This window comes from Amycolatopsis sp. 505, assembly GCF_031625235.1.
Lineage (GTDB): Bacteria > Actinomycetota > Actinomycetes > Mycobacteriales > Pseudonocardiaceae > Amycolatopsis.
On sequence record NZ_JACKQP010000001.1, the window covers coordinates 1,280,012 to 1,304,731 of the forward strand.

The 24,720-nt window shown below is 69.8% G+C and carries 24 protein-coding genes and 2 tRNA genes; 11 read left to right on the forward strand and 15 right to left on the reverse strand.

Annotation, left to right across the window (positions count from 1 at the left end):
- Nucleotides 1-11 precede the first annotated feature (11 nt).
- Nucleotides 12-3,092 (forward strand): BTAD domain-containing putative transcriptional regulator, encoded by a 3,081-nt coding sequence (locus H5965_RS06245; RefSeq protein ID WP_310968327.1) that lies wholly within the window; start codon nt 12-14, stop codon nt 3,090-3,092.
- Here the strand turns inward: H5965_RS06245 and H5965_RS06250 are convergent.
- From H5965_RS06250 to H5965_RS06270, 5 genes are all read right to left on the reverse strand, one after another.
- Nucleotides 3,076-3,819, reverse strand: coding sequence for an ABC transporter permease (locus H5965_RS06250; protein ID WP_310968328.1), 744 nt, complete (start codon nt 3,817-3,819; stop codon nt 3,076-3,078). The genes H5965_RS06245 and H5965_RS06250 overlap by 17 nt on opposite strands.
- A complete protein-coding gene (locus H5965_RS06255) occupies nt 3,816-4,748 on the reverse strand; it encodes an ATP-binding cassette domain-containing protein (protein ID WP_310968329.1) in 933 nt (310 codons plus the stop codon). Before H5965_RS06255 ends, H5965_RS06250 begins: the two co-directional genes overlap by 4 nt.
- A gap of 96 nt (nt 4,749-4,844) precedes the next feature.
- Nucleotides 4,845-4,917, reverse strand: a tRNA-Ala gene (locus H5965_RS06260).
- A 30-nt stretch (nt 4,918-4,947) separates the two neighbouring features.
- The gene (locus tag H5965_RS06265; protein ID WP_003100602.1) at nt 4,948-5,115 is read right to left on the reverse strand and encodes a DLW-39 family protein; all 168 of its coding nucleotides are present in this window, start codon (nt 5,113-5,115) and stop codon (nt 4,948-4,950) included.
- A gap of 329 nt (nt 5,116-5,444) precedes the next feature.
- On the reverse strand, nt 5,445-6,023 hold the full coding sequence (locus tag H5965_RS06270; protein WP_310968330.1) for a hypothetical protein: 579 nt from the start codon (nt 6,021-6,023) through the stop codon (nt 5,445-5,447).
- A gap of 133 nt (nt 6,024-6,156) precedes the next feature.
- On the opposite strand from H5965_RS06270, the gene H5965_RS06275 reads away from it, so the two are divergent.
- Nucleotides 6,157-6,960 (forward strand): SDR family oxidoreductase, encoded by an 804-nt coding sequence (locus H5965_RS06275; RefSeq protein ID WP_310968331.1) that lies wholly within the window; start codon nt 6,157-6,159, stop codon nt 6,958-6,960.
- A 58-nt stretch (nt 6,961-7,018) separates the two neighbouring features.
- A complete protein-coding gene (locus H5965_RS06280) occupies nt 7,019-7,888 on the forward strand; it encodes a helix-turn-helix transcriptional regulator (protein WP_310968332.1) in 870 nt (289 codons plus the stop codon).
- Here H5965_RS06280 and H5965_RS06285 read toward each other — a convergent pair.
- On the reverse strand, nt 7,860-8,339 hold the full coding sequence (locus H5965_RS06285) for an ArsI/CadI family heavy metal resistance metalloenzyme (protein ID WP_310968333.1): 480 nt from the start codon (nt 8,337-8,339) through the stop codon (nt 7,860-7,862). The genes H5965_RS06280 and H5965_RS06285 overlap by 29 nt on opposite strands.
- A gap of 83 nt (nt 8,340-8,422) precedes the next feature.
- Here H5965_RS06285 and H5965_RS06290 point away from each other — a divergent pair, with 83 nt between their 5' ends.
- Genes H5965_RS06290 through H5965_RS06310 form a run of 5 tightly spaced genes read left to right on the forward strand, consistent with a single transcriptional unit; the run spans nt 8,423 to nt 11,211 of the window.
- Nucleotides 8,423-8,785, forward strand: coding sequence for a metalloregulator ArsR/SmtB family transcription factor (locus tag H5965_RS06290; RefSeq protein ID WP_310968334.1), 363 nt, complete (start codon nt 8,423-8,425; stop codon nt 8,783-8,785).
- Nucleotides 8,782-9,855, forward strand: a complete 1,074-nt coding sequence (gene arsB / locus H5965_RS06295) for an ACR3 family arsenite efflux transporter (protein WP_310968335.1) — start codon at nt 8,782-8,784, stop codon at nt 9,853-9,855. Before H5965_RS06290 ends, arsB begins: the two co-directional genes overlap by 4 nt.
- Nucleotides 9,852-10,259, forward strand: coding sequence for an arsenate reductase ArsC (locus tag H5965_RS06300; protein ID WP_310968336.1), 408 nt, complete (start codon nt 9,852-9,854; stop codon nt 10,257-10,259). Before arsB ends, H5965_RS06300 begins: the two co-directional genes overlap by 4 nt.
- Nucleotides 10,260-10,315: 56 nt before the next feature.
- Complete coding sequence (locus tag H5965_RS06305; protein WP_310968337.1) at nt 10,316-10,648, forward strand: metalloregulator ArsR/SmtB family transcription factor; 333 nt, start codon at nt 10,316-10,318, stop codon at nt 10,646-10,648.
- Nucleotides 10,645-11,211: a GNAT family N-acetyltransferase gene (locus H5965_RS06310; RefSeq protein ID WP_310968338.1), complete on the forward strand. Its 567-nt coding sequence runs from the start codon at nt 10,645-10,647 to the stop codon at nt 11,209-11,211. Before H5965_RS06305 ends, H5965_RS06310 begins: the two co-directional genes overlap by 4 nt.
- A gap of 60 nt (nt 11,212-11,271) precedes the next feature.
- On the opposite strand, the gene H5965_RS06315 is transcribed toward H5965_RS06310, so the two are convergent.
- The 9 genes from H5965_RS06315 to dnaA form a co-directional block, all read right to left on the reverse strand.
- Nucleotides 11,272-11,345 (reverse strand) — tRNA-Ile (locus H5965_RS06315).
- Nucleotides 11,346-11,394: 49 nt separating this feature from the next.
- On the reverse strand, nt 11,395-12,042 hold the full coding sequence (locus H5965_RS06320; protein ID WP_310968339.1) for a DUF3566 domain-containing protein: 648 nt from the start codon (nt 12,040-12,042) through the stop codon (nt 11,395-11,397).
- Between the two features lie 50 nt (nt 12,043-12,092).
- A complete protein-coding gene (gene gyrA / locus H5965_RS06325; protein WP_310968340.1) occupies nt 12,093-14,630 on the reverse strand; it encodes a DNA gyrase subunit A in 2,538 nt (845 codons plus the stop codon).
- A 50-nt stretch (nt 14,631-14,680) separates the two neighbouring features.
- A complete protein-coding gene (gene gyrB / locus H5965_RS06330) occupies nt 14,681-16,648 on the reverse strand; it encodes a DNA topoisomerase (ATP-hydrolyzing) subunit B (RefSeq protein ID WP_310968341.1) in 1,968 nt (655 codons plus the stop codon).
- 197 nt (nt 16,649-16,845) lie between these two features.
- Nucleotides 16,846-17,451: a DciA family protein gene (locus H5965_RS06335; protein ID WP_396136863.1), complete on the reverse strand. Its 606-nt coding sequence runs from the start codon at nt 17,449-17,451 to the stop codon at nt 16,846-16,848.
- Nucleotides 17,452-17,557: 106 nt separating this feature from the next.
- On the reverse strand, nt 17,558-18,712 hold the full coding sequence (gene recF / locus H5965_RS06340) for a DNA replication/repair protein RecF (protein ID WP_310968342.1): 1,155 nt from the start codon (nt 18,710-18,712) through the stop codon (nt 17,558-17,560).
- A 9-nt stretch (nt 18,713-18,721) separates the two neighbouring features.
- Complete coding sequence (gene gnd, locus H5965_RS06345; RefSeq protein ID WP_396136864.1) at nt 18,722-19,612, reverse strand: phosphogluconate dehydrogenase (NAD(+)-dependent, decarboxylating); 891 nt, start codon at nt 19,610-19,612, stop codon at nt 18,722-18,724.
- A gap of 31 nt (nt 19,613-19,643) precedes the next feature.
- Nucleotides 19,644-20,777 carry a DNA polymerase III subunit beta gene (gene dnaN, locus H5965_RS06350; RefSeq protein ID WP_310968343.1) on the reverse strand — a complete coding sequence of 378 codons (1,134 nt, stop codon included), beginning with the start codon at nt 20,775-20,777 and terminating at the stop codon, nt 19,644-19,646.
- 836 nt (nt 20,778-21,613) lie between these two features.
- Entirely contained in the window at nt 21,614-23,239 is a 1,626-nt protein-coding gene (gene dnaA / locus H5965_RS06355) for a chromosomal replication initiator protein DnaA (protein ID WP_310968344.1), read from the reverse strand.
- 546 nt (nt 23,240-23,785) lie between these two features.
- Between dnaA and rpmH the strand changes: the two genes are divergently transcribed.
- Genes rpmH through yidD form a run of 3 tightly spaced genes read left to right on the forward strand, consistent with a single transcriptional unit; the run spans nt 23,786 to nt 24,716 of the window.
- Entirely contained in the window at nt 23,786-23,929 is a 144-nt protein-coding gene (rpmH, locus tag H5965_RS06360) for a 50S ribosomal protein L34 (protein ID WP_043787046.1), read from the forward strand.
- A 20-nt stretch (nt 23,930-23,949) separates the two neighbouring features.
- Entirely contained in the window at nt 23,950-24,387 is a 438-nt protein-coding gene (gene rnpA, locus H5965_RS06365; RefSeq protein WP_310968345.1) for a ribonuclease P protein component, read from the forward strand.
- 5 nt (nt 24,388-24,392) lie between these two features.
- Nucleotides 24,393-24,716: a membrane protein insertion efficiency factor YidD gene (gene yidD / locus H5965_RS06370; RefSeq protein WP_310968346.1), complete on the forward strand. Its 324-nt coding sequence runs from the start codon at nt 24,393-24,395 to the stop codon at nt 24,714-24,716.
- The last annotated feature ends 4 nt before the right edge of the window (nt 24,717-24,720 follow it).

A 24,720-nucleotide genomic window follows, 5' to 3' on the forward strand; every position in this document is an offset into this window, starting at 1 on the left:
AGATCGGCCGGGTGCAGATCGGGATCCTGGGGCCCTTCGAAGTGCGCACGGACGACGGCGTGCTCGCCGAGGTGCCGGGCGCCCGCCTGCGGGGACTGCTGGTCGCCCTCGCGCTCGAGCCGGGCCAGGTGGTCCCGAAGGCGACGCTCGTCGACTGGATCTGGGGCGAGCAGCCGCCCGCCGAGGCGCCGAACGCGTTGCAGCGCCTGGTTTCCCGGCTGCGGAAGGCGCTGCCGGAGGGGGCGGTCGACAGCAGGCCGACCGGCTACCGGCTGGTGGTGGCCCCGGACGATGTCGACGCCGTGCGGTTCGAACGGCTCGTCGGCCAAGCCCACACGGACCCGCGGCGGCTGCGCGAGGCACTCGCCCTCTGGCGCGGTCCGGCCATGCAGGACGTCGAGCTGCCGGAAAGCGCGGCCTTCGGCGCCGCCGTCACCCGGCTCGAAGGGCTGCGCCTAGCCGCACTGGAGGACCGGTTCGACGGCGAGGTCGGCCCGGAGCTCGTCACCGAGCTGACCGACCTGGTGGCCGCGAACCCGATGCGGGAACGGCTGGTCGCCGCGTTGATGCGGGCCCTCGTCGCGAGCGGCCGCGACACCGAGGCGCTGCTCGCGTACGAGCGCACGCGGGAGACCCTGGCCGACTCCCTCGGCGTCGACCCCTCGCCGGAGCTGTCCGAGGTGCACGTCGCGCTGTTGCGCGGCGAGCTCGGCCGTCGGGAAGAGAGCCCGAAGACGAACCTGCGGGCCGAGCTGACCAGCTACGTCGGCAAGGACACCGACGTCGCCGCGGTCCGGGAGCTCATCGCCGGGCACCGGCTGACCACCCTGATCGGGCCGGGCGGTTCCGGGAAGACCAGGCAGGCCACGGAAACCGCGCGCACGCTGCTCGGCGACCTGCCGGACGGCGCGTGGCTGGTCGAGCTGGCGGGGATCGGCGCCGGCGACGACGTCGCCCAGGCGACGCTCGGCGCGCTCAAGCTGCGGGACGCGCTCGTCGGCGAGGCACCGGACGCCGAACCGACGGACCGGGTCATCGCCGCCCTGCGCGAGCGCTCGATGCTGCTGATCCTGGACAACTGCGAGCACGTCATCGAGGCCGCGGCGGCGTTCGCGCACCGGGTGCTCGGCGAGTGCCGCCGGCTGCGGATCCTCGCGACGAGCCGCGAGCCGCTCGGCATCACCGGGGAGGCGTTGTGGCAGGTCGCGCCCCTGGTCCTGCCCGCGGAGGACGCGGACCCCGCCGAAATCGAGGCCGCCCCGGCCGTCCGGCTGCTGCGGGACCGGGCCGGCGCGGTGCGCAAGGACCTCACGGCGGACGCCCGCACGCTGGCCCGCGTCTGCCGCGCACTGGACGGGATGCCGCTGGCCATCGAACTCGCCGCGGCCCGCCTGCGCACGATGTCGCTCGACCAGCTCGCGCACCGGCTCGACGATCGGTTCCGCCTGCTGACCGGCGGCAGCCGGACGGCGCTGCCGCGGCACCGGACACTGCGCGCGGTGATCGACTGGAGCTGGGAGCTGCTCTCCGACGCCGAACGCGTCGTGCTGCGCCGGCTCTCGGTGTTCTCCGGCGGCGCGAGCCTGGAGGCGGCCGAGCGGGTCTGCGGCGACGACGACGTCCTGGACCTGCTGACCGCGCTGACCGAGAAGTCGCTGGTGGTCGTGGTCGGCGAGCGCTACCGGATGCTCGGCACGATCAAGGAGTACGCCGGGCAGCGGCTCGCGGAGGCGGGCGAGACGGACGTCGCCCGGCGCGCCCACCTCGCGTACTTCACGGAACTCGCCGAGACAGCGGAGCCGCACCTGCGCCGCGCCGAGCAGCTGACGTGGCTCGCCACGCTCGAGGCGGAGCACGAGAACATCACCGCGGCGATGCGGGGCGCCCTCGCGGCGGGCGAGGCGGCCGAAGCGATGCGGCTCGCGGCGACCGCCGGCTGGTACTGGTGGCTGGCCGGGCACCGGGCGGAGGGCAACGAGCTGGTCATGGCGGCCACCGCCGTGCCCGGCGAGGTGCCGGCCGAGGTCCGCGGCCTGGTCTTCACGTTCGTCGTCCAGTTCGTGACGTCCGGGCAGCAGAGCGACGAGTACCGGGCGGAGGACTGGATCCGCAAGGCGTACGAGATCAGCCTGAAGGTCGAAAACCCGCCGCTGGCCCTGCGGTTCGCCGCCGCGCTGGAGCGCCTGCTGCACGGACCGGACGCGGCGCTGACGGCGTTCGAGCCGCTGCTCGCCGACGAGGACCCGTGGGTGCGCGCGGTGGCCCGGCTGCAGCTGGGCAAGATGCGCGTCCAGTTCGGGCACGGTGACCGGGAAGCGGACACGCTGCTCGAGACGGCCGTCGCCGAGTTCCGCGCGCTCGGCGAACGGTGGGGTACCTCGTTCGCCCTCACCGAGCTGGCGGACCGCATCACCGTGCGCGGCGAGTTCGCGGAAGCGTGCGAGTACTACGAGCAGGCCATCGACGTGGTCACCGAGGTCGGCGCCATCGAGGACGTCGTGCGGATGCGGGCGCGGCAGGCCCAGCTGTACTGGTTGCTGGGCGACGAGAAGGCGAGCGCCGCTGCGCTCGCCGAGGCCCAGCGGCACGCGGCGGGAGTGGCCTGGCCGAACGCGCAGGCCGAGCTCGCCCTGGCCAAGGCGGAACTCGCGCGCTGGAACGGCGACACCGGACAAGCGCGTCGCCAGCTCGACGTCGCCAAGACGATGTTGGGCGACGACGCCGAGCGCGCGATCGCCCGCGCGGTGGCCGAAGACCTGCTCGGGTACCTCGCCGAGGACGTCGGCGAATCCCGGGCGCACCGGGCGGCGGCGTTCGAAGCGGCGACCCGGACGGGACATCCGCTGATGATCGCGCGGGCCCTCGTCGGAATCTCGGATCTGGCGCTGCGCACCGGGGAAGACGAGCAGGCCGCGCGGTTGCTGGGAGCGAGCGCGCGAGTCCGGGGCCTGCCGGACCGCTCGCACCCGGACGTGGCCCGGATCGAGGAGACAGCCCGGCGTCGCCTCGGTGACGAGGGGTTCACCGAGGCGACGCGGGCGGGGGCGGAAGCGAGCTGGCCGGAGCTGGCCGCGGTCACGCTCGCTTCTTGAAGGTCGACGACGCCCACAGGTAACCGACGACGGCGATCCCGGCGCACCAGCCGAGCGCGGCGAGCAGGGTGCCGGTGGCCGGCGTCCCGTTGAGCAGGCCCCGCAGGGTTTCGATGATCGGCGTGAAGGGCTGGTATTCGGCGAACTGCTTGAGGCCGGGGCCCATCTTCTCGGCGGGCACGATGGCGCTGCTGAAGAACGGGAGCATGACCAGCGGCACCGAAGCCAGGCCCGCCGTTTCCGGCGATTTCGCCGCCAGGCCCAGCGCGATCGTGAGCCAGCCGGTCGCGAAGCCGAGCAGGACGACGACGCCGAACGCGCCGAGCCAGTCGAGAAAGCCCGCGGCCGGGCGGAAACCGAGCAGGAAGGCGACGCCGAGGAGGGCCGCGATGGCGATCAGGTTGGTCAGCACGCTGGCGACGACGTGGCCAGTGAGTACTGCGCCGCGCGAGACGTCCATGACCTTGAAGCGGTTGATGATGCCCTTGGTCATGTCGGAGTTCACCGCCGTGGCGGTGGCTCCCAGCCCGTAGCAGACAGCGAGCAGCATCAGCCCGGGCGTCGCGTAGTCGACGTAGTTGACGCCGACGCTGAAGGCGTCGCCGAACATGTAGACGAACATCAGCATGACGACGACCGGCATCAGGATCGCGTTGAACACCGACATCGGGTTCCGGGCGATGTGCTTGAAGTTGCGGCGCAGCATGACGATCGAGTGGGCGTTCATTTCGCGGGAACCTCCGTGGCGTGGCCCGTCAGGGCGAGGAAGACGTCGTCGAGATCGGGCGTGTGGACGGACAGTTCTCCGGCGCTGAGCGCGTATTCGTCGAGTCTGTCCAAAAGGGACCGGAGGGATTTCGTGCCACCGTCACTGGGAAAGCGCAGGGCCAGGGCCTCGTCGTCGCGGGTGGCGTCGGTGAGGACGCGCGCGGCCGCGTCGAGCTCGGCGGGGGTGGCGAACCGCAGCCGGACGTGGGTGCCGGGGATCCGGCGCTTGAGTTCGTCGGCGGTGCCCTGGGCGACGAGCCGGCCATGGTCGAGCACGGCGATGCGGTCGGCGAGCTGGTCGGCCTCTTCGAGGTACTGGGTGGTCAGGAAGATGGTCACGCCGTCGGCGACGAGGTCGCGGATGATGGTCCACATGGTCCGGCGGCTGCGCGGGTCCAGACCGGTCGTCGGCTCGTCGAGGAAGATGATCCGCGGGCGGCCGACGAGCGTCATGGCGAGGTCGAGCTTCCGGCGCATGCCCCCGGAGTAGGTCGACGCGGGTTTGTGCGCCGCCTCGGTGAGTTCGAAGCGCTCGAGCAGTTCGCTGACGGTCCGCTTGCCGGCGCCTCGGCTGAGGTCGACCATCAGCTGCAGGTTTTCCTGCCCGGTGAGCAGCTCGTCGACGGCGGCGAACTGCCCGGTGACGCCGATCGCGGCCCGCACGGCCTTGGCCTCGGTGGCCAGGTCGTGCCCGGCGACGCGGGCGGTGCCGCCGTCGGCCTTCGCGAGCGTGGTGAGGACGTTGACGGTCGTGGTCTTGCCGGCGCCGTTCGGGCCGAGCAGGGCGAAGATGGTGCCGGCCTCGACTTCGAGGTCCACGCCGTCGAGGACGGTTTTGTCTTGAAAGGCCTTCCGCAGTCCGGAGGCCGTGATCGCCAGGTCTGTCATGGGAACCACTGTCGAAGGACGGCCTGACACCGACCTGACACGGACCTGATCCGGGTACGGAAACGGCCCGCACGCTGGTGCGGGCCGTTCGGGTTGTGGAGCTGAGGGGAATCGAACCCCTGACCCCCGCCTTGCAAAGGCGGTGCTCTACCAATTGAGCTACAGCCCCGGACCGCGGGCAGCTCGCCCGCGGTGGAGATCAGTTGTGGGAAGCGCCGGCCGGCTTGGCCGGGGTGGTGCCGTTGGTGGAGGGCACCGGCGCGGTCGCCTCACGCCAGAGGTCGGCTTCGGCCTTGGCCGCCTTGTTGCGCTTGACGACGAACAGGACGCCGCCCGCGATGACGGCGAGTGCCAGCAGCTTCTTCACCGAAGCCCCCTTCTCAGCTTGCTTCCCTTACCCCGCGATGTTACTGCACCGGCTTCGGGCGGGTGGCAGGCAGCCAGTGGTTCCACGTGGAACCACTGGTAACGCACGTCACACGCCGTAGGAAATACCGGCTCGGGTGGTCTTGTTGTACGGATTGGTCGGTGAGCCCACCGTGTCCCCCGGGCCTCACTCATCGCCTTCGCGGAGTTCCGTACGGCTGGAGCCGCGATGCGCCACTCGCCGAGAGGCGACCGTGCGGCGCGCCGACCGTGACCGCTCAGCCCTGCCGGACTTCTCTTCCCGGCAGGGCTGACCTGTATCCACGTGGCTCAGACCCCGTTGATCCGTTCGACGAGCTCGTCGCGGTACTCCTGCGCCGCCCGGAACTCCGGTTCGTCACCGGTCGCCCGCTTCAAGGCGCCTTCCAGGATCTTCAACCCCTGGCGTTCGTCGCCGCGCGCGTCCGCCTGCCTGGTGGCGTTCTCCATCGCTTTGGCGAGCTTGGTCCGCGCCTCGGGTTCCTTGGCGGCCTTGTTGATCCGGATCCAGTTGCCACCCGGGTCGACGACGGTGAACCCGGTGTACCGGTCGTTGCGCAGCCGCGGCCGGGTCATCCGCGGGATGCCGGAGACGAGCAGTTTTCCGTGCACGGACCGCATCCCCGCCGCGAAGGCCTCGAACAGCTCGCTGGTGTCTTCGACGATGACCAGGCAAGTGCTGTACGACTGCGCGGGGTCGTAGCCGTCCATCCCGAAGAAGTGCAGGTTGAGGTCTTCGCGCCGCACCGCGACGTGCGGGTTCGGCCGCGTCTGGCGATAGGTGATCTCGAAGCCGAGCATCTCGTAGAAGGAGGCGATCTCGTCGATGGAAGGGCAGGGCAGGAGCGGAATGGTCAGTTCGTTCGCCATCGCCCGAAGCTAAGGCCGGACCTGCCGAAACGACACCGAGCTATTTGCTGGTGCGAACAGCGCGGGTGGCTCTCCCAGTGCCTGGATCACCAGGGTCTCCCGGCCGGTGCCGGAAGCCGGTCAACTGGATCCCATGTCGGAAAACCAGTTCACCACTCACGCGGGCCTCTTCGATCTGAAGGGGAAGCACGCCCTCGTCACCGGCGGCACCAGCGGCATCGGGTTGATGATCGCGCGCGGCCTGCTGCAGGCGGGCGCCCGCGTCGTCATCAGCTCGCGCAAGGCGGACGCGTGCGCGGAGGCACAGCAGGCGCTGTCCGGATTCGGCGACGTCCGAGCGATCCCCGCCGACCTGTCCAGGTACGACGAATGCCGGCGGCTCGCCGATCTCGTCGAGGTTGACTCGGAACGCCTGGACATCCTCGTCAACAACGCCGGAGCGATGTGGCGCGAGCCGCTGGAGACGTTCCCGGGCGAGGCCTGGGACACCGTCGTCGACCTCAACCTCAAGGCGCCGTTCTGGCTGGTGCAGGCCCTGCTCCCGGCGCTTCGCAAGGCGGGCACCGCCGACGATCCCGCGCGGATCATCAACATCGGCAGCATCGCCGCGATCCACGTCGCCGAGGCACCGAACTACTCGTACGCCAGCAGCAAAGCGGGGCTCCACCAGCTCACCAGGGTGCTGGCGAGGGAACTGGGCCCCCAGCACGTCACGGTGAACGCGGTGGCCCCAGGACCGTTTCCGTCGCAGATGATGGCGTCCACGCTCGATGCCATCGGCGACCGGATCGCGGCGAAGGCGCCGCTGCGCCGGCTCGGCCGTGACGACGACATGGCGGGGATCGCCGTGTTCCTCGCCGGCCGGGCCGGGGCCTACCTCACGGGCACCGTCATCCCGGTCGACGGCGGCATCGCCACGACCGCAACCGGCACGTAGGCATCGGGGGTACTGGCAGAACCTCCCGCCGCCGGCGGACGGGGCTTACGGTGACGAGGTGGCCCCGATCGATCTGCGCACCGAGATCAAGGAATTCCTGACCTCGCGCCGCGCCCGGATCACGCCCGAGCGAGCCGGACTGCCCGCTTACGGCGGCAACCGCCGGGTCAAGGGTCTGCGTCGCGAAGAGGTGGCTCTGCTGGCAGGGGTCTCGGTCGACTACTACGTGCGCATGGAGCGCGGTGGCCTCGCCGGCGCCTCCGACGGCGTCCTCGACGCGTTGGCTTCAGCGTTGCAGCTCGACGAAGCCGAGCGCGATCACCTGTTCCACCTCGCGCGGCGGTCCGGAGTTCCCCGTCGCTCCACCGCGACGGTGCGGCCGGCGCTTCAGCAGGTTCTCGACGCCATCACCGATGCGCCGGCGTGGATTTGCAACGGCCGTTACGACGTCCTGGCCGTGAATCACCTCGCCCGCGCGCTGTACGCCCCGATGCTGACCGACACGCGACGACCGCCGAACACCGCGCGTTTCGTGTACCTGGATCCCGAAGAGGCCAGGACGTTCTTCGTCGACTACGACCGAATCGCCCGCGACGTGGCCGCGAAGCTCCGCATGGAAGCCGGCCGCAATCCGCACGACGAGGAGTTGATCGCCCTCGTCGGCGAATTGTCGACCCGCAGTGAACTGTTCCGGCGGCGGTGGGCGTCCCAGGACGTGCGGCTCCACCGATCCGGACGCAAGCGCCTGCACCACCCGGTAGTGGGCCGGCTCGACCTGGACGTCGAGTCGCTGGAACTGCCGGCGGAGCCCGGCTTGCTCTTGAACGTCTACACCGCCCCCGCGGGCACGCCGTCCGCGGACGGCCTGGCCCTGTTGGCGTCCTGGGCGGCCGGCCAGGTCAGGAGCAGCAGCCTTCGGGCCGAGTGACCTTTTCGGCCTGGCCGGTTTCCGCGTCGGGGGTGCAACACGTGGCCGCGGTGGCGAGAGCCGCGCTGTCGGTGCCGAAGGTCCGGGAGTCGGCCTTGACGGTGTAGACCTCCCACGGCTCCTGGCCGGGGCCGTGCACCCACACCTTGTCCTGCACGGCGTAGCAGCAGGTGGTGTCGTCCTCGGTCAGCGTCTCCAGCCCCTCGCCGGTCAGACGCTTGCTGGCCTCGCTGACCTGGTCGGTCGACTCGACCTCGACGCCCAGGTGGTCCATGACCGTCGCCTGCCCCGGCTCGCCCTCCAGGAGGACGAGCTTGAGCGCCGGTTCGGCGATGGCGAAGTTGGCGTACCCGGGGCGGAGCTTGGCCGGCTCGGTGCCGAACAGCTTCGAGTAGAAGTCGATCGAGCCTTCGAGGTCCCCGACCCGCAGCGCGAGCTGTACCCGTGACATCGCATCCTCCTTGAATAGACGTTTGTCGAAGCAGGAACTCGGCTTAGATTGCCTTCTACTTAGAAGTTCGTCAAGATAGACATATGCCGAAACAGCTGCCGCTCGTCGCGATGGACGCCTGCTGCTCACCGCTCGCCCGCGAACCACTGAACGAGAGCCAGGCCGTCGAGCTGTCCAAGCTGTTCAAGGCGATGGCCGACCCGGTCCGCCTGCGGCTGCTGTCGCTGATCGCCTCCCACGCCGGCGGCGAAGCGTGCGTGTGCGACCTGACCGACGCCTTCGACCTGACCGGCCCGACCATTTCCCACCACCTCAAGGTGCTGCGCGAATCCGGGCTGATCACCGGGGAACGGCGTGGGACGTGGGTGTACTACCGCGTCCACCCCGAGGTGCTGGCCCGCCTGTCGGCCGTACTCGTCCCCGGCGACACCCCGGTCCCGGCATGACCGACGCGCCCGCCGGGGTGGTCGGCAGGCTGTCCACCCTGGACCGGCTCCTGCCCGTCTGGATCGCCGCCGCGATGGTCGCCGGCCTGCTGGCCGGCCGCTGGGTCCCCGGCCTGAACACCGCGTTGTCCGCGGTGCAGGTCGACGGGATCTCGCTGCCGATCGCGTTCGGCCTGCTGGTGATGATGTACCCGGTCCTGGCGAAGGTCCGCTACGACCGGCTCGGCACGGTCACCCGTGACCGGCGGCTGCTGTGGCCGTCGCTGGTGCTGAACTGGCTGATCGGCCCGGCGCTGATGTTCGCCCTCGCCTGGCTGCTGCTGCCCGATCTGCCGGAGTACCGGACCGGGCTGATCATCGTCGGCCTCGCCCGCTGCATCGCGATGGTCATCATCTGGAACGACCTCGCGTGCGGCGACCGGGAAGCCGCTGCCGTGCTGGTCGCGCTGAACTCGGTGTTCCAGGTCCTCGCGTTCGGCCTGCTCGGCTGGTTCTACCTCGCGGTCCTCCCCGGCTGGCTCGGCCTGCCCCAAGCCGACCTCGCCGTGTCCGGGTGGCAGATCGCGAAAAGCGTGCTGATCTTCCTCGGCATCCCGCTGGCGGCCGGCTACCTCACCCGCCGTCTCGGCGAACGCGCCAAAGGCCGCACCTGGTACGAGACGCGGTTCCTGCCGAAGGTCGGCCCGGCCGCGCTCTACGGGCTGCTGTTCACCATCGTGGTTCTCTTCGCGTTGCAGGGCGAGCAGATCACCGCGCGGCCGCTGGACGTCGTCCGGATCGCGGTGCCCCTGCTGGTCTACTTCGGACTGATGTGGGCCGGGTCCTACGCGTTCGGTCGCGCCGTTGGTTTGTCGTACGAGCGCACCACGACCCTCGCTTTCACCGCGGCGGGCAACAATTTCGAACTCGCCATCGCGGTGGCGATCGCGACGTTCGGGGCGACCAGCGGGCAGGCACTGGCCGGGGTCGTCGGGCCGCTGATCGAGGTGCCCGTGCTCATCGCGCTCGTGTACGTGTCCCTGGCGCTACGCCGCCGCTTCACCCCGACCCCTGTGGAGGCCACCCCGTGAGCACGCCCGAAGTTCTGTTCGTCTGCGTGCACAACGCCGGCCGATCCCAGATGGCCGCTGCCCTGCTCGCGCACCACGCCGACGGCGCGGTCGACGTCCGCTCGGCCGGCTCCGCGCCCGCCGACAGCATCAACCCCGCCGTGCGCGAGGCGATGGCCGAGATCGGGCTCGACCTGTCCCGGGAGGTCCCGAAGAAGCTGACGACCGACGCGGTCGAAGCCGCCGACGTCGTGATCACCATGGGCTGCGGCGACGCGTGCCCGATCTTCCCCGGCAAGCGCTACCTCGACTGGCAGCTCGACGACCCCGCCGGCCAATCCGTCGAGCACGTTCGCCCGATCCGCGACGAGATCGACCGCCGCGTCCGTGCCCTGCTCGCCGAGCTGGTCCCCGCCACGTCCTGAACCTTCCACCCTTCCCCTTTATCGTTTATCGTCGATGGACGATGAAGGGGGCTGTTGTGCTCGATCGCCACACTGCCGAGACCTACGCGGGCTGGTTCCGCGCGCTGGCCGACCCGACGCGGGTCCAGATCCTCAACCTGCTGGCCGCCACCGGCACTCCGCTGACGGTCGGGCAGATCGTCGAACGGGTCGAGGTGGGCCAGTCCACGGTGTCCGCCCATTTGAAAATCCTCACCGAAGCCCGGTTCGTGCTCGCCGAGCCGCGCGGCACCGCCCGGCTCTACCGGGTCAACCAGCGCTGCGTGTCCTGCTTCCCGACCGCCGCCGACGTCGTCATGGGCCGCGGAGTGCTGCCGTTCGCCGCTGTCACCTGCGACACCTCCCGATGAGCCCCGACTGGGACGGCGTCCCGCTGTCCGGGCACGCGTCGAACATCCGCAGTACCCCGCCTCCCCTCGTCGTCCCGATGACGGCCGTTCACGCCGAGCAGGTCCTGGCGATCTACCAAGCCGGACTCGACACCGGGCACGCCAGCTTCGAAACCACCGCCCCCGACTGGGCCACGTGGGACGAGGACCACCTGCCGGCGCACCGGTTCGTGGCTCTTGATGCCGCTGGAGACGTGCTTGGCTGGACCGCCGTCAGCGCCGTGTCCTCCCGCTGCGTTTACGCCGGGGTCGTCGAGCACAGCGTGTACGTCAGCACGACCGCACGCGGCCGGGGTGTCGGCCACGCACTCCTGGATGCGCTCATCAGCTCGACCGAGAACGCGGGCATCTGGACGATCCAAAGCGGCGTCTTCCCCGAGAACACCGCGAGCAGAGCACTCCACCACCGCGCCGGCTTCCGCGAACTCGGGACCCGCGAACGGATCGGCCGGCACCACGGCCGGTGGCGCGACGTCGTGATGATCGAACGGCGAAGTACCGCTGCTGGGATTGGGTCCGACTGAAATCGATAGTCAGGCAGCAAAAAACCCGGCTCGCACAGTGCGAACCGGGCTTGACCTGCGTGGGCCTACCAGGACTTGAACCTGGGACCTCTTCGTTATCAGCGAAGCGCTCTAACCGCCTGAGCTATAGGCCCTTGAACGAGGAGAACTTTACAGGACCCCCGGAGGGGCCCTGCAACCGGGTCACTCCCGTTCGGACAAGGTGACTTCCAGGCCTCCTGCCAGGTCGGCTGAGACGTTGTAGATGAACGCGCTCACCGTGGCCAGGGCCGAGACCAGGACGATGTTGATCGCGCCGAGGATGGCGGCGATGCCGAACACGCGGCCCGCGCTGATCAGGGGTTCGGCCGAGGCGTTCGCTCCCTCGCCGCCGACCAGGGACGAGTACGTTCCGTTCAGTTTGTCCCAGACGCCCATGCCGTCCAGCACCGTGTACAGGACGCCGACCGCTACCAGCCAGACGAAGAACATCGCGACGCCCAGGACCAGGGACAGCTTGAGGACCGACCACGGGTCGAAGCGCTTGACCTGCAGGGATGCTCGGCGGGGGCCCCGGCCGGGGCGGCGCAGGGCGCTCGGGCGGGCTCGCTGCGTCGAGGCCGGGGGGACCTCGCCGGCCGCGGGAGGAGGCGTTTCCGCGCTGCCGCCGAAGAGGCGGGGGGCTGCGCTGCCCGTCACCACCGGGCGTTCGGTGGCGGGGGCGGGCTGCGCCTCCTCCGTGGCCAGCTTGACCGTCGCTTCGGCGTCGCCTTCCTTGTCCACCCGCTGCCAGGGCGGGCTCGCCGGCGTTCCGTTCGAACCCGCTGCCTCGGGATTGTCGGTCGGTGTCACGAAGAGTCAGTCCTTACCCGTGCCGTGGGGCGCTGTCCGTAGTTGTGAACTTACTGCTCGGGCTGCGCCGTGGTCTCGTCAGCTGCTTCCGGCGCTTCGGGAGCGTCACCATTGGCGACGTCCGAGGGCTCGTCCGCGTTGCGTGCGACCGCGAGAAGAGTGGTGCCTTCGCCGAGATTCATCAGCCGGACCCCCTTCGTCTGCCGTCCCGCCTTACGGACGTCGCCCGCCGGCGTGCGGATCACGCCGCCGCTCGAGGTGATCGCGTAGAGCTCGTCCTCGGCGTCGACGATGAGCGCACCCACCAGCCTGCCACGTTTGCGGTCGTGCTGAATGGTGAGCACACCCTTGCCGCCGCGGCCCTGGACCGGGTAGTCCTCGATCGCCGTGCGCTTGGCGTACCCGCCGTCGGTCGCGACCAGCAGGAACTTGCCTTCCTTGACGACGCTGATGCCGAGCAGCTCGTCGCCGTCGTTGAAGCGCATGCCCATCACGCCGGACGTCGGGCGGCCCATCGGCCGCAGCGCCTCGTCGGTCGCGTGGAAGCGGATGGACTGGCCCTCCGCCGACACCAGCAGCAGGTCGTCCTCCGCCGCCGCCAGCACCGCGCCGACCAGCTCGTCGCCCTCGCGCAGGTTGATGGCGATGAGGCCACCCGAGCGGTTGGAGTCGAAGTCGGTGAGCTTGGTCTTCTTCACCAGGCCGCGCTTGGTGGCGAGCACCAGGTACGGCGCGACCTCGTAGTTCTTGATCTCGATGACCTGGGCGATTTGCTCGTCCGGCTGGAACGCCATCAGGTTCGCCACGTGCTGGCCGCGCGCGTTGCGGTTGGCTTCGGGCAGCTCGTACGCCTTGGTCCGGTACACGCGGCCCTTGTTCGTGAAGAACAGGATCCAGTCGTGCGTCGAGCAGACGAAGAAGTGCTGGACGATGTCGTCCTGCTTCAGCGTCGCGCCCTGCACGCCCTTGCCGCCGCGCTTCTGCGACCGGTAGAGATCCGTTTTCGTCCGCTTGGCGTACCCCGTGCGGGTGATGGTGACGACGACGTCCTCGACCGCGATCAGTTCCTCGTCGGTGACGTCGCCGCTGAAGCCGATGATCTTCGTGCGCCGGTCGTCGCCGTACTTCTCGACGATCGCCATCAGCTCGTCGCGGATGATCGCGCGCTGCCGCTCGGGCTTCTCGAGGATGTCCTTGAGGTCGGCGATCTCCAGCTCGATCTCGGCCAGCTGGTCGATGATCCGCTGGCGCTCCAGGGCGGCGAGGCGCCGCAGCTGCATGTCGAGGATCGCGGTCGCCTGGATCTCGTCGACGTCCAGCAGCTCCATCAGGGCCGGCCGGGCCTCGTCGGCGGACGGCGACCGCCGGATCAGCGCGATGACCTCGTCGAGCATGTCGAGGGCCTTGACGTACCCGCGCAGGATGTGGGCCCGTTCCTCGGCCTTCTTCAGGCGGAAGCGGGTCCGCCGGACGATGACCTCGACCTGGTGCTTCACGTAGTGCCGGATGATCTGGTCGAGCCGCAGCGTGCGGGGCACGCCGTCGACCAGGGCCAGCATGTTGACGCCGAAGTTCTGCTGCAGCTGGGTGTGCTTGTAGAGGTTGTTCAGCACGACCTTCGCGACCGCGTCGCGCTTGATCGTGACGACGATCCGCATGCCCGAGCGGCTGTTGGACTCGTCGGCGATGTCGGCGATGCCGGTGAGCTTGCCGTCGCGGACCAGGTTCGCGATGTTCTCGACCAGGTTGTCCGGGTTGACCTGGTAGGGCAGCTCGGACACGACCAGGATGGTCCGGCCCTTCGCGTCCTCTTCGACCTCGACGACCGCGCGCATCCGGATCGAGCCGCGGCCGGTGCGGTAGGCGTCCTCGATGCCGGACGTGCCGAGGATCATCGCCCTGGTCGGGAAGTCCGGGCCCTTGATCCGCACGAGCAGCGCGGCCAGCAGCTCGTCGTCGGTCGCGTCCGGGTTCTCCAGCGCCCAGGCGACGCCTTCGGAGACCTCGCGCAGGTTGTGCGGCGGGATGTTCGTCGCCATCCCGACCGCGATCCCGGAGCCGCCGTTGACCAGCAGGTTCGGGAACCGCGACGGCAGGACGTCGGGCTCCTGCGTGCGGCCGTCGTAGTTGTCGGAGAAGTCGACGGTGTCTTCTTCGATGTCGGCCAGCATCTGCATGGCCAGCGGCGCGAGCCGGGACTCGGTGTACCGCATGGCGGCTGCGGGGTCGTTGCCCGACGAGCCGAAGTTGCCCTGGCCGTCGATCAGCGGGTACCGCAGCGACCACGGCTGGGCCAGCCGGACCAGCGCGTCGTAGATCGCCGAGTCACCGTGCGGGTGGTAGTTGCCCATGACGTCGCCGACGACGCGGGAGCACTTGTTGTACCCGCGGTCCGGCCGGAAACCGGAGTCGAACATCGAGTACAGGATCCGGCGGGCGACGGGCTTGAGGCCGTCACGCACGTCCGGCAGCGCCCGCGACACGATGACGCTCATCGCGTAGTCGATGTAGGAGCGCTGCATCTCCTGCTGGATGTCGACCGGCTCGATCCGGTCGTGTTCCGGAGCCGGCGGCAAGGTTTCCGTCATGAGGTCCTTCTCGGGTGCGGGGGCCTAGCGGGACGAAGAACGGGGGACGCCTAGACGTCCAGGAAGCGCACGTCCTTGGCGTTGCGCGTGATGAACGACCGGCGGGCCTCGACGTCCTCGCCCATCAGAACCGAGAACAGCTCGTCCGCCTGGGCAGCGTCGTCCATCGTGACCTGGCCCAGCAGCCGGTTCGCCGGGTCCATCGTGGTCTCCCACAGCTCTTCGGCGTTCATCTCGCCGAGACCCTTGTAGCGCTGGATCGCGTCGTCCTTCGGCAGCTTCTTCCCGGCCTCGACCCCCGCCTGGATGACGGCGTCGCGCTCGCGGTCGGAGTACGCGTACTCCGGCTCGGACCGCGGCCACTTGATCTTGTACAGCGGCGGCCGCGACAGGAAGACGTGGCCGTGCTCGATCAGCGGGGCCATGAAGCGGAACAGCAGGGTGAGCAGCAGCGTGGTGATGTGCTGGCCGTCGACGTCGGCGTCGGCCATCAGCACGATCTTGTGGTAGCGCAGCTTCTCGATGTCGAACTCGTCGTGGATGCCGGTGCCGAGCGCGGTGATCAGCGACTGGACCTCGGTGTTCTTGAGGACGCGGTCGATGCGGGCCTTCTCGACGTTGATGATCTTGCCGCGGATCGGCAGGATCGCCTGGTACATCGAGTCGCGGCCTTCCTTGGCCGAGCCGCCGGCCGAGTCACCCTCGACGATGTAGAGCTCGCACTCCTCCGGCTTGGTGGAGCGGCAGTCCTTCAGCTTGCCGGGCAGGCCGCCGATCTCCAGCGCGCCCTTGCGGCGGACCAGGTCACGCGCCTTGCGCGCGGCCATCCGGGCCTGCGCCGAGGAGATCGACTTGTTGATGATCGTCTTCGCCTCGGTCGGGTTGCGCTCGAACCAGTCCGCCAGCCACTCGTTCGACGTCTGCTGCACGAACGTCTTGGCCTCGCTGTTGCCCAGCTTGGTCTTGGTCTGGCCCTCGAACTGCGGCTCGGACAGCTTGATCGAGACGATCGCGGCGAGGCCCTCGCGCACGTCGTCACCGGTCAGGTTGGCGTCCTTCTCCTTGAGCAGCTTCTTGTCGCGCGCGTACGCGTTGACGACGCGGGTCAGCGCGGCGCGGAAGCCCTCTTCGTGGGTGCCGCCCTCGTGGGTGTTGATCGTGTTGGCGAACGTGTACACCGACGGCGTGAACCCGGTGTTCCACTGCATCGCGACCTCGACCTCGAGGCCGGTGCCCTTGGCGTCGAAGGAGATGACGCTGGGGTGGATCGGCTCCTTGCTGCCGTTGATGTGCTTGACGAAGTCCTCGAGCCCGCCCGGGTAGCAGTAGGTCTTCTCCTTGACCCGCGCGACCTTGCCCTCGGCGTCCTCCTCGGTCTCCTCGTCCGCGACGCGCTCGTCACGCAGGGACAGCGTCAGCCCCTTGTTGAGGAACGCCATCTCCTGGAGCCGGCGCGAGATGGTCTCGAAGTTGTAGGTCGTGGTCTCGAAGATGTTCCCGTCGGCCCAGAAGGTGATCGTGGTGCCGGTCTCGCTCGCCGGGCCGAGGTCCTCCAGCGGGCCGGGGATCTGGTCGGTGTACTCCTGGCGCCAGCTGCGGCCGCCGTACTTGACCTCGGCGAGCAGCTTCGTCGACAGCGCGTTCACCACCGAGACGCCGACGCCGTGCAGGCCGCCGGACACCGCGTAGGAGTCGCTGTCGAACTTGCCGCCCGCGTGGAGCACGGTGAGCACGACCTCGAGGGTCGGCTTCTGCTCCTTCGGGTGCATGTCGACCGGGATGCCGCGGCCGTCGTCGACGACGCGGACCCCGCCGTCGGCGAGGAGGGTAACCTCGACCTTGGTGGCGTACCCGGCCATCGCTTCGTCGACGGAGTTGTCGACGACCTCCTGGACGAGGTGGTGCAGCCCGCGTTCACCGGTGGAACCGATGTACATGCCGGGGCGCTTGCGGACCGCTTCGAGGCCTTCGAGCACCGTGATCGACGACGCGTTGTACTCGCTCTTGTTCTCGGTCACCGGCGTTGTTTCTCCTCGTCTCGCCCGAGCGGACGCTCGCTCTCCTCCAGTGTACTTGGCCGCGTCCGCTGACATGCGGCAAGGACACCCCTGAACGCGTCACAGACGGACGAAATCGGTTCGAGCCGAGTCTTGACGTATCTCGGGAGGTCTGGATGCGTTCTCGGCCCATTCAACCGAGCATCGCGCAACCCGGGTCAGCCGTACGTGTCACGGGGGCCGCGGCCCGGCACGTGACGGGGCCCTTTCCGCCAGCTCGGGGCGGTCGGGCCCTGGATCCGCATCCGCTTGACGACGCCGTTGCCGACCCCCGCCGCGATCTTGGCGAGCAGCTTGCCCTGCAGCAACCGGAGCTGGGTGGCCCACGCCGTCGAGCTGGCGCGGACGGTGAGTTCGCCGTCCTTGAGCGCGACCGGCTGCGCGTGCTCGGCGACGTCTTCGCCGACCAGCCGCGCCCACTGCGCGAAGACGCGGGCGCTGGTGACGCTCTCGTTCCAGCCGCGGTCGCTGACCAGCCGGGAGACCAGCCGGCCGAGCGGCTGCGGGTCGCGCGCGTCCGCGCCCGGTCCCGACCAGCGCCGCCGCCGGGGATTCTGCCCGCCACCTACCGCGGGACGGCGGCGCCCGGGCGGGACACCCCGCTCCTTGGCCTTGGCCTTCGCGGCCTCCAGCGCGGCGTGCGCGAGATCGCGTCCGGTCGGGGGTGTCTCGTTCGGCCCAGCGTGGTCATCACGCTCGGTGCCTGCCGGAGGATGGGCGTCGTTTTCGGGCGTTTTGTGCCACCCATCCGGCCGCAGAGTCACGGGCAGCGATAACTCATTCACCGTGTTATCCACACTGTCCACAGGTTTGTCCCCAGATCGGGTGCGGTTTGTGCCGCCCGTCACCCGGGGTGCCCGGTCGCCTTGCTCAGCCACGCGTGATCTCACCATCCGCCACCACGAACCGGTGCCCGGCGAGCTCCCCGGGCACGTCTTCGTCGACCGCGGCGGTCACCAGCACCTGTTCGGCGCTCGCGGCCACCTCGGCCAGCCGGGCCCGGCGCTTGCGGTCCAGCTCGGCGAACACGTCGTCGAGCAGCAGCACCGGCTCGCCGGCCTCCCCGCGCAGCAGCTCGTAACTGCCGAGCCGGAGCGCCAGGGCGAACGACCACGACTCGCCGTGGCTCGCGTAGCCCTTGGCCGGCGCCTGGCCCAGGATCAGTTCCAGCTCGTCCCGGTGCGGGCCGACCAGGCTGATGCCGCGCTCGAGCTCCGCCTTGCGGGCTTCGCCCAGCGCCTTGAGTAAGACGTCCTTCAGTACCTCGGGTTGCGCCCGTTCACCGTCCGGTACGCCGTACGTTTCCGGCAGGGCCGCGCCCAGCGACGACCGGTAGGCGATCTTCGCCGGACGCGAGTCCGGCGCGACCCCCATATACGCCGAAGCCGCGTACGGCGCGAGGTCGGCGACGAGGTTCAGGCGCGCGGCCAGCAGCTCCGCGCCCGCCACCGACAAGTGGTCGTCCCAGACCTCGAGCGTCGAGAGCGCGTACGGGTCTTCGCGGCCCGTACGGCGTTTCCCGGCCGTCTTGAGCAGGGCGTTCCGCTGCTTCAGCACCTTCTCGTAGTCCGCCCGGACCCCGGCGTACCGCGGCGCGCGCAGCACGAGGAGCTCGTCGAGGAACCGGCGTCGCTCGCTCGGGTCCCCCCGCACGAGCGCGAGGTCCTCCGGGGAGAACAGCACCGTGCGCAGGATCCCGAGCACGTCCCGCGGCCGGCCGACCGCGCCGCGGTTGACCCGGGCGCGGTTCGCGCGGCCGTTGGTGATCTCGAGCTCGACGGTCAGTTCGCGGTCGTCGTTGACCACCGCGACCCGGACCAGCGCGCGTTCGCAGCCGTGCCGGATCAGCGGCGCGTCCGTCGCGACGCGGTGCGAGCCCAGCGTCGCGACGTACCCGATCGCCTCCAGCAGGTTGGTCTTGCCGCGGCCGTTCTGGCCGACCAGCACGGTCGGCCCCGGTTCGAGGGCGAGATCGGCCTGTGGCCAAGAGCGGAAGTCGGTGACCTGCAGGTGTCGCAGATACACCAGGGCTCCCTACCCGCCGACCTTCTTCACCGCGTGCCCGCCGAACTGGTTGCGCAGCGCGGCGACCGCGCGCATCGCGGCCGAGTGCTCCTGGCGCGAAGCGAACCGCGCGAACAGCGCGGCCGAGATGACCGGCGCCGGCACCGCGTTGTTGATCGCCTCTTCGAGCGTCCAGCGGCCTTCGCCGGAATCCTCGACGTACCCCTCGAGGTCGTCCAGCTCCGGGTCTTCGTCGAGCGCGCGCACGAGCAGGTCGAGCAGCCAGGACCGGACGACCGTGCCGCGCTGCCAGCCCTTGATCACCGCGGGCACGTCCTTGACGACCTTCGCGGCTTCGAGCAGCTCGAAGCCTTCGGCGAAGGCCTGCATCATGCCGTACTCGATGCCGTTGTGGATCATCTTCGCGTAGTGACCCGCACCGACGTCACCGGCGTGCGAGAAGCCCTCTTCGCGCGGGCCTTCCGGACGCAGCGCGTCGAAGATCGGCATCGCCTTCTCGACGTCGGCGGCCGCACCGCCGACCATCAGGCCGTAGCCGTTGTCCTTGCCCCACACGCCGCCGGACACGCCGCAGTCGACGTAGCCGATGTTCTTCGCGGCGAGCAGGTCGGCGTTCAGCTTGTCGTCGGTGTACTTCGAGTTGCCGCCGTCGATCACCATGTCGCCGCTCGCGAGCAGGTTGCTCAGCTCGGTGACGGTCTGCCGGGTCGGCTCGCCGGCCGGGACCATGATCCAGACGATCCGCGGACCGTCCAGTTTGGACACCAGGTCCTCGAGCGAGGTCGTGTCGCTGACGTCCGGGTTGCGGTCGTAGCCGACCACCTCGTGCCCGGCCGCACGCAGCCGTTCACGCATGTTGAAGCCCATCTTGCCCAGGCCGATCAGACCGAGCTGAACCATCGAGATCCCCTTACATGCTACGGAAAGCGGGTCAGCCCGGCAGGCGGACCGGCATCAGGAGGTACAGGTAGCCGGGGACGACGTTGCCCTCGGCGTCGGCGGGCTTGATGAGCGCGGGGCGGTTCGGCGTGGTGAACGTCAGCTCCGCCCGGTCGCTGTGGAGCGCGCCGAGGCCGTCGACGAGGTAACCCGGGTTGAACGCGATCGTCACCGGCTCACCTTCGTACTCGACCTGCAGCTCCTCTTCGGCGCTGCCCTCGTCGTCGCCGCCCGCGGACAACCGCAGCGTGTTGTCCCCGAACTCCAGTCGTACCTGAGTCCCCCGCTCCGCCACCAGCGAAACGCGCTTGATGGACTCGGTGAGCGCGGAGACTTCGATCACGGCGCGCGAGGTGTGCGACGCCGGCAGCAGCTGCCGGTACGGCGGGAACTCCGCGTCGAGCAGGCGGGTCGTCGTGTAACGGCCTGAGCCGGACAGGCCGAGCAGGCCTTCGCCGCTCGCGAGCGCGAGGCGGATCGTGGCGCCGGACGCGCCGAGCGTCTTGGCCGCCTCGGCGAGGGTGCGCGCGGGGACGAGCACCGCGGCGTCGGCCAGGCCCTCGGCCGGCTGCCAGGTGAACTCGCGCATGGCGAGCCGGAAGCGGTCGGTCGCGACCAGGGTCAGCGAGCTGCCGGAGATCTCCAGCCGCATGCCGGTGAGCATCGGGAGCGTGTCGTCCTTGCCCGCGGCGACGACGACCTGGGTGACGGCCTGGCCGAACGCGTCGCCGGCGAGCTCGCCCGCGAAGGCGGGCTGGGACGGCAGCTGCGGGTAGTCCTCGACCGGCATGGTCGGCAGGGAGAAGCGCGCGCTGCCGCACGTGATGGTGGCGCGCGCGCCGTCGACGGAGATCTCGACCGGCTGCGCGGGCAGCGCCTTGGTGATGTCGGCGAGCAGGCGCCCGGACACGAGGAGGCGGCCGCCGTCGGCGATCGTCGCGGGGACCCCGACCGTGGCGGAGACCTCGTAGTCGAAGCCGGAGACCGTCAGCGCGTCGGTTTCGCCGTCCGAGCCGGCGTCGAGCAGGACACCGCCCAGCACCGGCACCGGAGGCCGGGAGGGGAGGCTTCTGGCCACCCACGCGACGGCGTCGGCGAGCCCGTCACGCTCGACGCGGATCTTCATGCGCGCATCCTTTCGACGATCGAGCCCCGTGCGGGCTCGGGCCAGGCCTCGTTCTCGCGGGGCAGTGACCGGCTGCCCCCTCCGGCCGGTCCGCCCACCCCCGCGTGAGCGGCCGGAGCGCGGACCAGGTGCAGGCGTCCACGTTAGGCCGTCGCGGGCGCCGCCGTCACCTCGGCCTCCCCTTGACTTTGTCGACATGACGACTCGATCGCGCAGCTGTCCCCAACTTCGTCCGCCGCCTGTTTTTATCTTTTTCTCTCTTAGAAGAGATCTAAAGGCAGTAGCAGTAGTAGGTGTTGTGGATTGTGTGGATCGAGCTCGTTCGCGCAGGTCGGACGGGTCGCGGGCGTGTGGGTAACCGTGGTGGCGGACCTGTGGGTAACCCGGGGCGTCCGTGGATGGTTTCGGGCGTCCCCCGATTCGTCCACAGATCCGCCTGGTTGTCCCCATGGTTGTCCCCAGGTTTGGGACTGTTCCTGGGGGCGGACAGAACGGCCCGAATCGCTCTTCCGAGTGATCGGCTCCTCCTGTGCACAGCATGTGGGCAACCTGTGGAATCCGCGTGGACAAGGGTGTGGATGCGCTGTGGATCGCCTGTGGGTGGGGTGTGGAGGGAATCCGTGTCTGCGCTGGTGGGAGATCCGTTGGCACTGTGGGCAATCCGCCCACACGGTGGGGAAAACCCCTTGTGTACAAACAAATTTCGCGAGTTTGGCGAAGCACGCGTACGCACCTTCGCTGCTTCGCGGGCGTACGTGCTGTGGACACTCCAAAGACGACTAAGGGGCGTCCACATTGAGCGGACGCCCCGAAGTCGTTGCGAGATAAGGGATGTGCTACTGGCGGGCGCGCTGCTTGATGCGCGACGTCAGCTCCTGCACCTGGTCGTAGATCCGCCGGCGCTCGGCCATCTCCTTGCGGATCTTCTTGTCCGCGTGCATGACCGTCGTGTGGTCGCGGCCGCCGAACGTCTGCCCGATCTTCGGCAGCGACATGTCGGTCAGCTCGCGGCAGAGGTACATCGCGATCTGGCGGGCCGTGGCGAGCGCCTTCGTCTTGCCGGGGCCGCACAGGTCGTCGAGCGTGACGTCGAAGAACTCGGACGTGACGCCCATGATGGTCGGCGCCGTGATTTCCGGCGCGTGCGAGTCGGGGATCAGGTCCCGCAGCACGATCTCGGCGAGCGCGCTGTCGACGGGCTGCTGGTTCAGCGACGCGAACGCGGTGACCCGGATCAGCGCGCCTTCGAGTTCCCGGATGTTCGCCTCGACGCGCGAAGCGATGAATTCGAGGACCTCGCCCGGCACCGCCAGCCTGTCCTGCGCCGCCTTCTTGCGGAGGATCGCGATGCGCGTCTCGAGCTCGGGCGGCTGGATGTCGGTGATCAGGCCCCACTCGAACCGCGTCCGCAGCCGGTCCTCCAGCGTTTCGAGGCGCTTCGGCGGGCGGTCGGAGCTGACGACGATCTGCTTGTTCGCGTTGTGGAGGGTGTTGAAGGTGTGGAAGAACTCTTCCTGCGTCCCTTCCTTGCCCTCCAGGAACTGGATGTCGTCGACGAGCAGGATGTCGATGTCGCGGTAGCGCCGCTGGAACGCGACCTTGCGGTCGTCGCGCAGCGAGTTGATGAAGTCGTTCGTGAACTCTTCGGTCGAGACGTACCGGACGCGCATGCCCGGGAAGAGCCGTTGCGCGTAGTGGCCGACCGCGTGCAGCAGGTGCGTCTTGCCGAGCCCGGACTCACCCCAGATGAACAGGGGGTTGTACGCGCGGGCGGGTGCTTCGGCGACGGCGACCGCGGCCGCGTGCGCGAAGCGGTTGGACGCGCCGATGACGAACGTGTCGAAGGTGTACTTCTCGTTCAGCTTCGTCTTCGACGTCTGCGGCTGCGCCGGCGCGGTGTAGGGCTGGCCGGCGATCGGCTGGCCGGAGAACGTCGGCCAGATCTCGTGGACCGCGGCGAGCGCCTCGCCCTCTTCGTCGACTTCCTCGTCGGTGTCGTCGCCGTCGTCCGGCTTCGGCACGACGGCCTGGTGCGCCGGCATCGGCCGCGGCATCGGCGGCTGCGCCGGTTCGGGCCGCGGCGGCGGCATCATCGGGGCGCCGTTGGCCGGCATCGGCGAGGCGGGTTCGGGGCTGGCGCCGTTTTCCACCCGGCCGGGTGACGGCACGTACCGGGGGGCGGGCGCCGGGGCGACGGCTTCGGCGCTGTCGACCTTCACCGCGAGGGAGATCGCGCGGCCGAGCCGCCGGGAGAGCGCGTCGGTGATCGCGCCGCGCAGCCCGCGTTCGATCGCTTCCTTCGCGAAGTCGCTGGGCGCCGCCAGGAGCGCCGTGCCGTCGAGCAGGCCGATCGGACGGGTCACCCGCATCCAGGCGCGCTGCTGGGGGGAGAGGGTCCCGTCGGACAGTTCGCGTACCACCTGTTCCCAGATGACACCCAGATTGTGCTGGTGATCCGACACCTGTCTGGCTCCCCTCCCCTCGTCTCCGTGGACGGCCGAACCCCGGCGACCTGCGTGCGCATCGGCACAGCGGATATCCACATAGTTGTCCACAGCTGTGCACTAATGTACGGCGACCCGCGGCGCCGCCACCTGCGGGCTCGTCGTACGCCGGTGGGCACTCCACCACCCGGAGACTGGGCACCGCGACCGGTGACCCGGAAGAGGCACGCTAACAAGCCCCGTCCGCTGCCACAAGGCATCCTCGGCGGCCAGCATTTCACGGTGTACAGGACGTGGCCATTCGGTGTCCCGGCGTCGACCGCCACGGCCGCGCGCGCCGGTCGCGTACCGTGGCCGAGGGGGTGCTTACCGGCCGCCCGACGGGGGTGCGTACCCTCGTAAGGTCTCCCGTATGCGACGGGTGCGTTTCGCGTGCCCACGTTGTCGTCGCTCGTCGTGACGAGGCCACACGTTGGTAGGAGACACCAGAGACTGCCGTGCGCCCGCACGACACGCCAGGTGGGAAGGAAATCTTTCCGCCCGACGCGAGACACAGGAGAAGCAGTGAGCAAGGGTAAGCGCACCTTCCAGCCGAACAACCGCCGCCGCGCGAAGACCCACGGGTTCCGCCTGCGCATGCGGACCCGCGCCGGCCGGGCCATCCTGGCGGCCCGCCGTCGCAAGGGCCGCGCCGCGCTGTCCGCCTGATCGCACGATCGGGGCGCGCTGTGCTGCCGGCTGCCGCACGCCTGCGGCGGAGTGAGGATTTCCGCGTGGTTCTCCGTCGCGGGTCCCGGGCAGGCAGGCGCCGCCTCGTCGTCCACGCGCTGACCACGGACCCGTCCGAGGCCGCCGACGCTCTGCCGTCGGCGGCCAGGGCGGGTTTTGTGGTGAGCAAGGCCGTCGGCAACTCGGTGGTCCGCCACCGCGTCAGCCGGCGGTTGCGTCATCTCGTTTCGGCCAGGCTCGGAACACTGCCCGCCGGCACTGCGTTGGTCGTACGGGCATTGCCGCCGTCGTCGACCGCTTCCAGCGCCGAGCTCGGGTCCGATCTCGACGCCGCGTTGCGTCGGCTGGGGCTTCTGTCGTCGCGCCGTCCGGCCGGGGATGTCCCCCGCCCGACGCGTCCCGCGGACGCGACCCCCGACCACGGATCAGCGGTGTGACCGGCATGCGAGCCACCCCCGAGCACGACCACGACCACGACGTCGACCCCGAGCCTCCCCGGCCCGGTCCCGTCGCGTGGGTCCTGCTGCTCCCCATCAAGCTCTACCGCAAGGCGATCTCGCCCTTCCTCCCGCCGGCTTGCCGGTTCTACCCGAGCTGCAGCGCGTACGCAGTCGAAGCCCTGACCCGGCACGGCGCCGGCCGCGGCTCCTACCTCGCGCTGCGCCGGCTGCTGCGCTGCGGCCCCTGGACGCCACCCGGCCGCGACCCCGTGCCCGAGACGTTCTCGTGGCGACACCGCAGACCTGAAACACCGATCGAGGAGTAGCAGC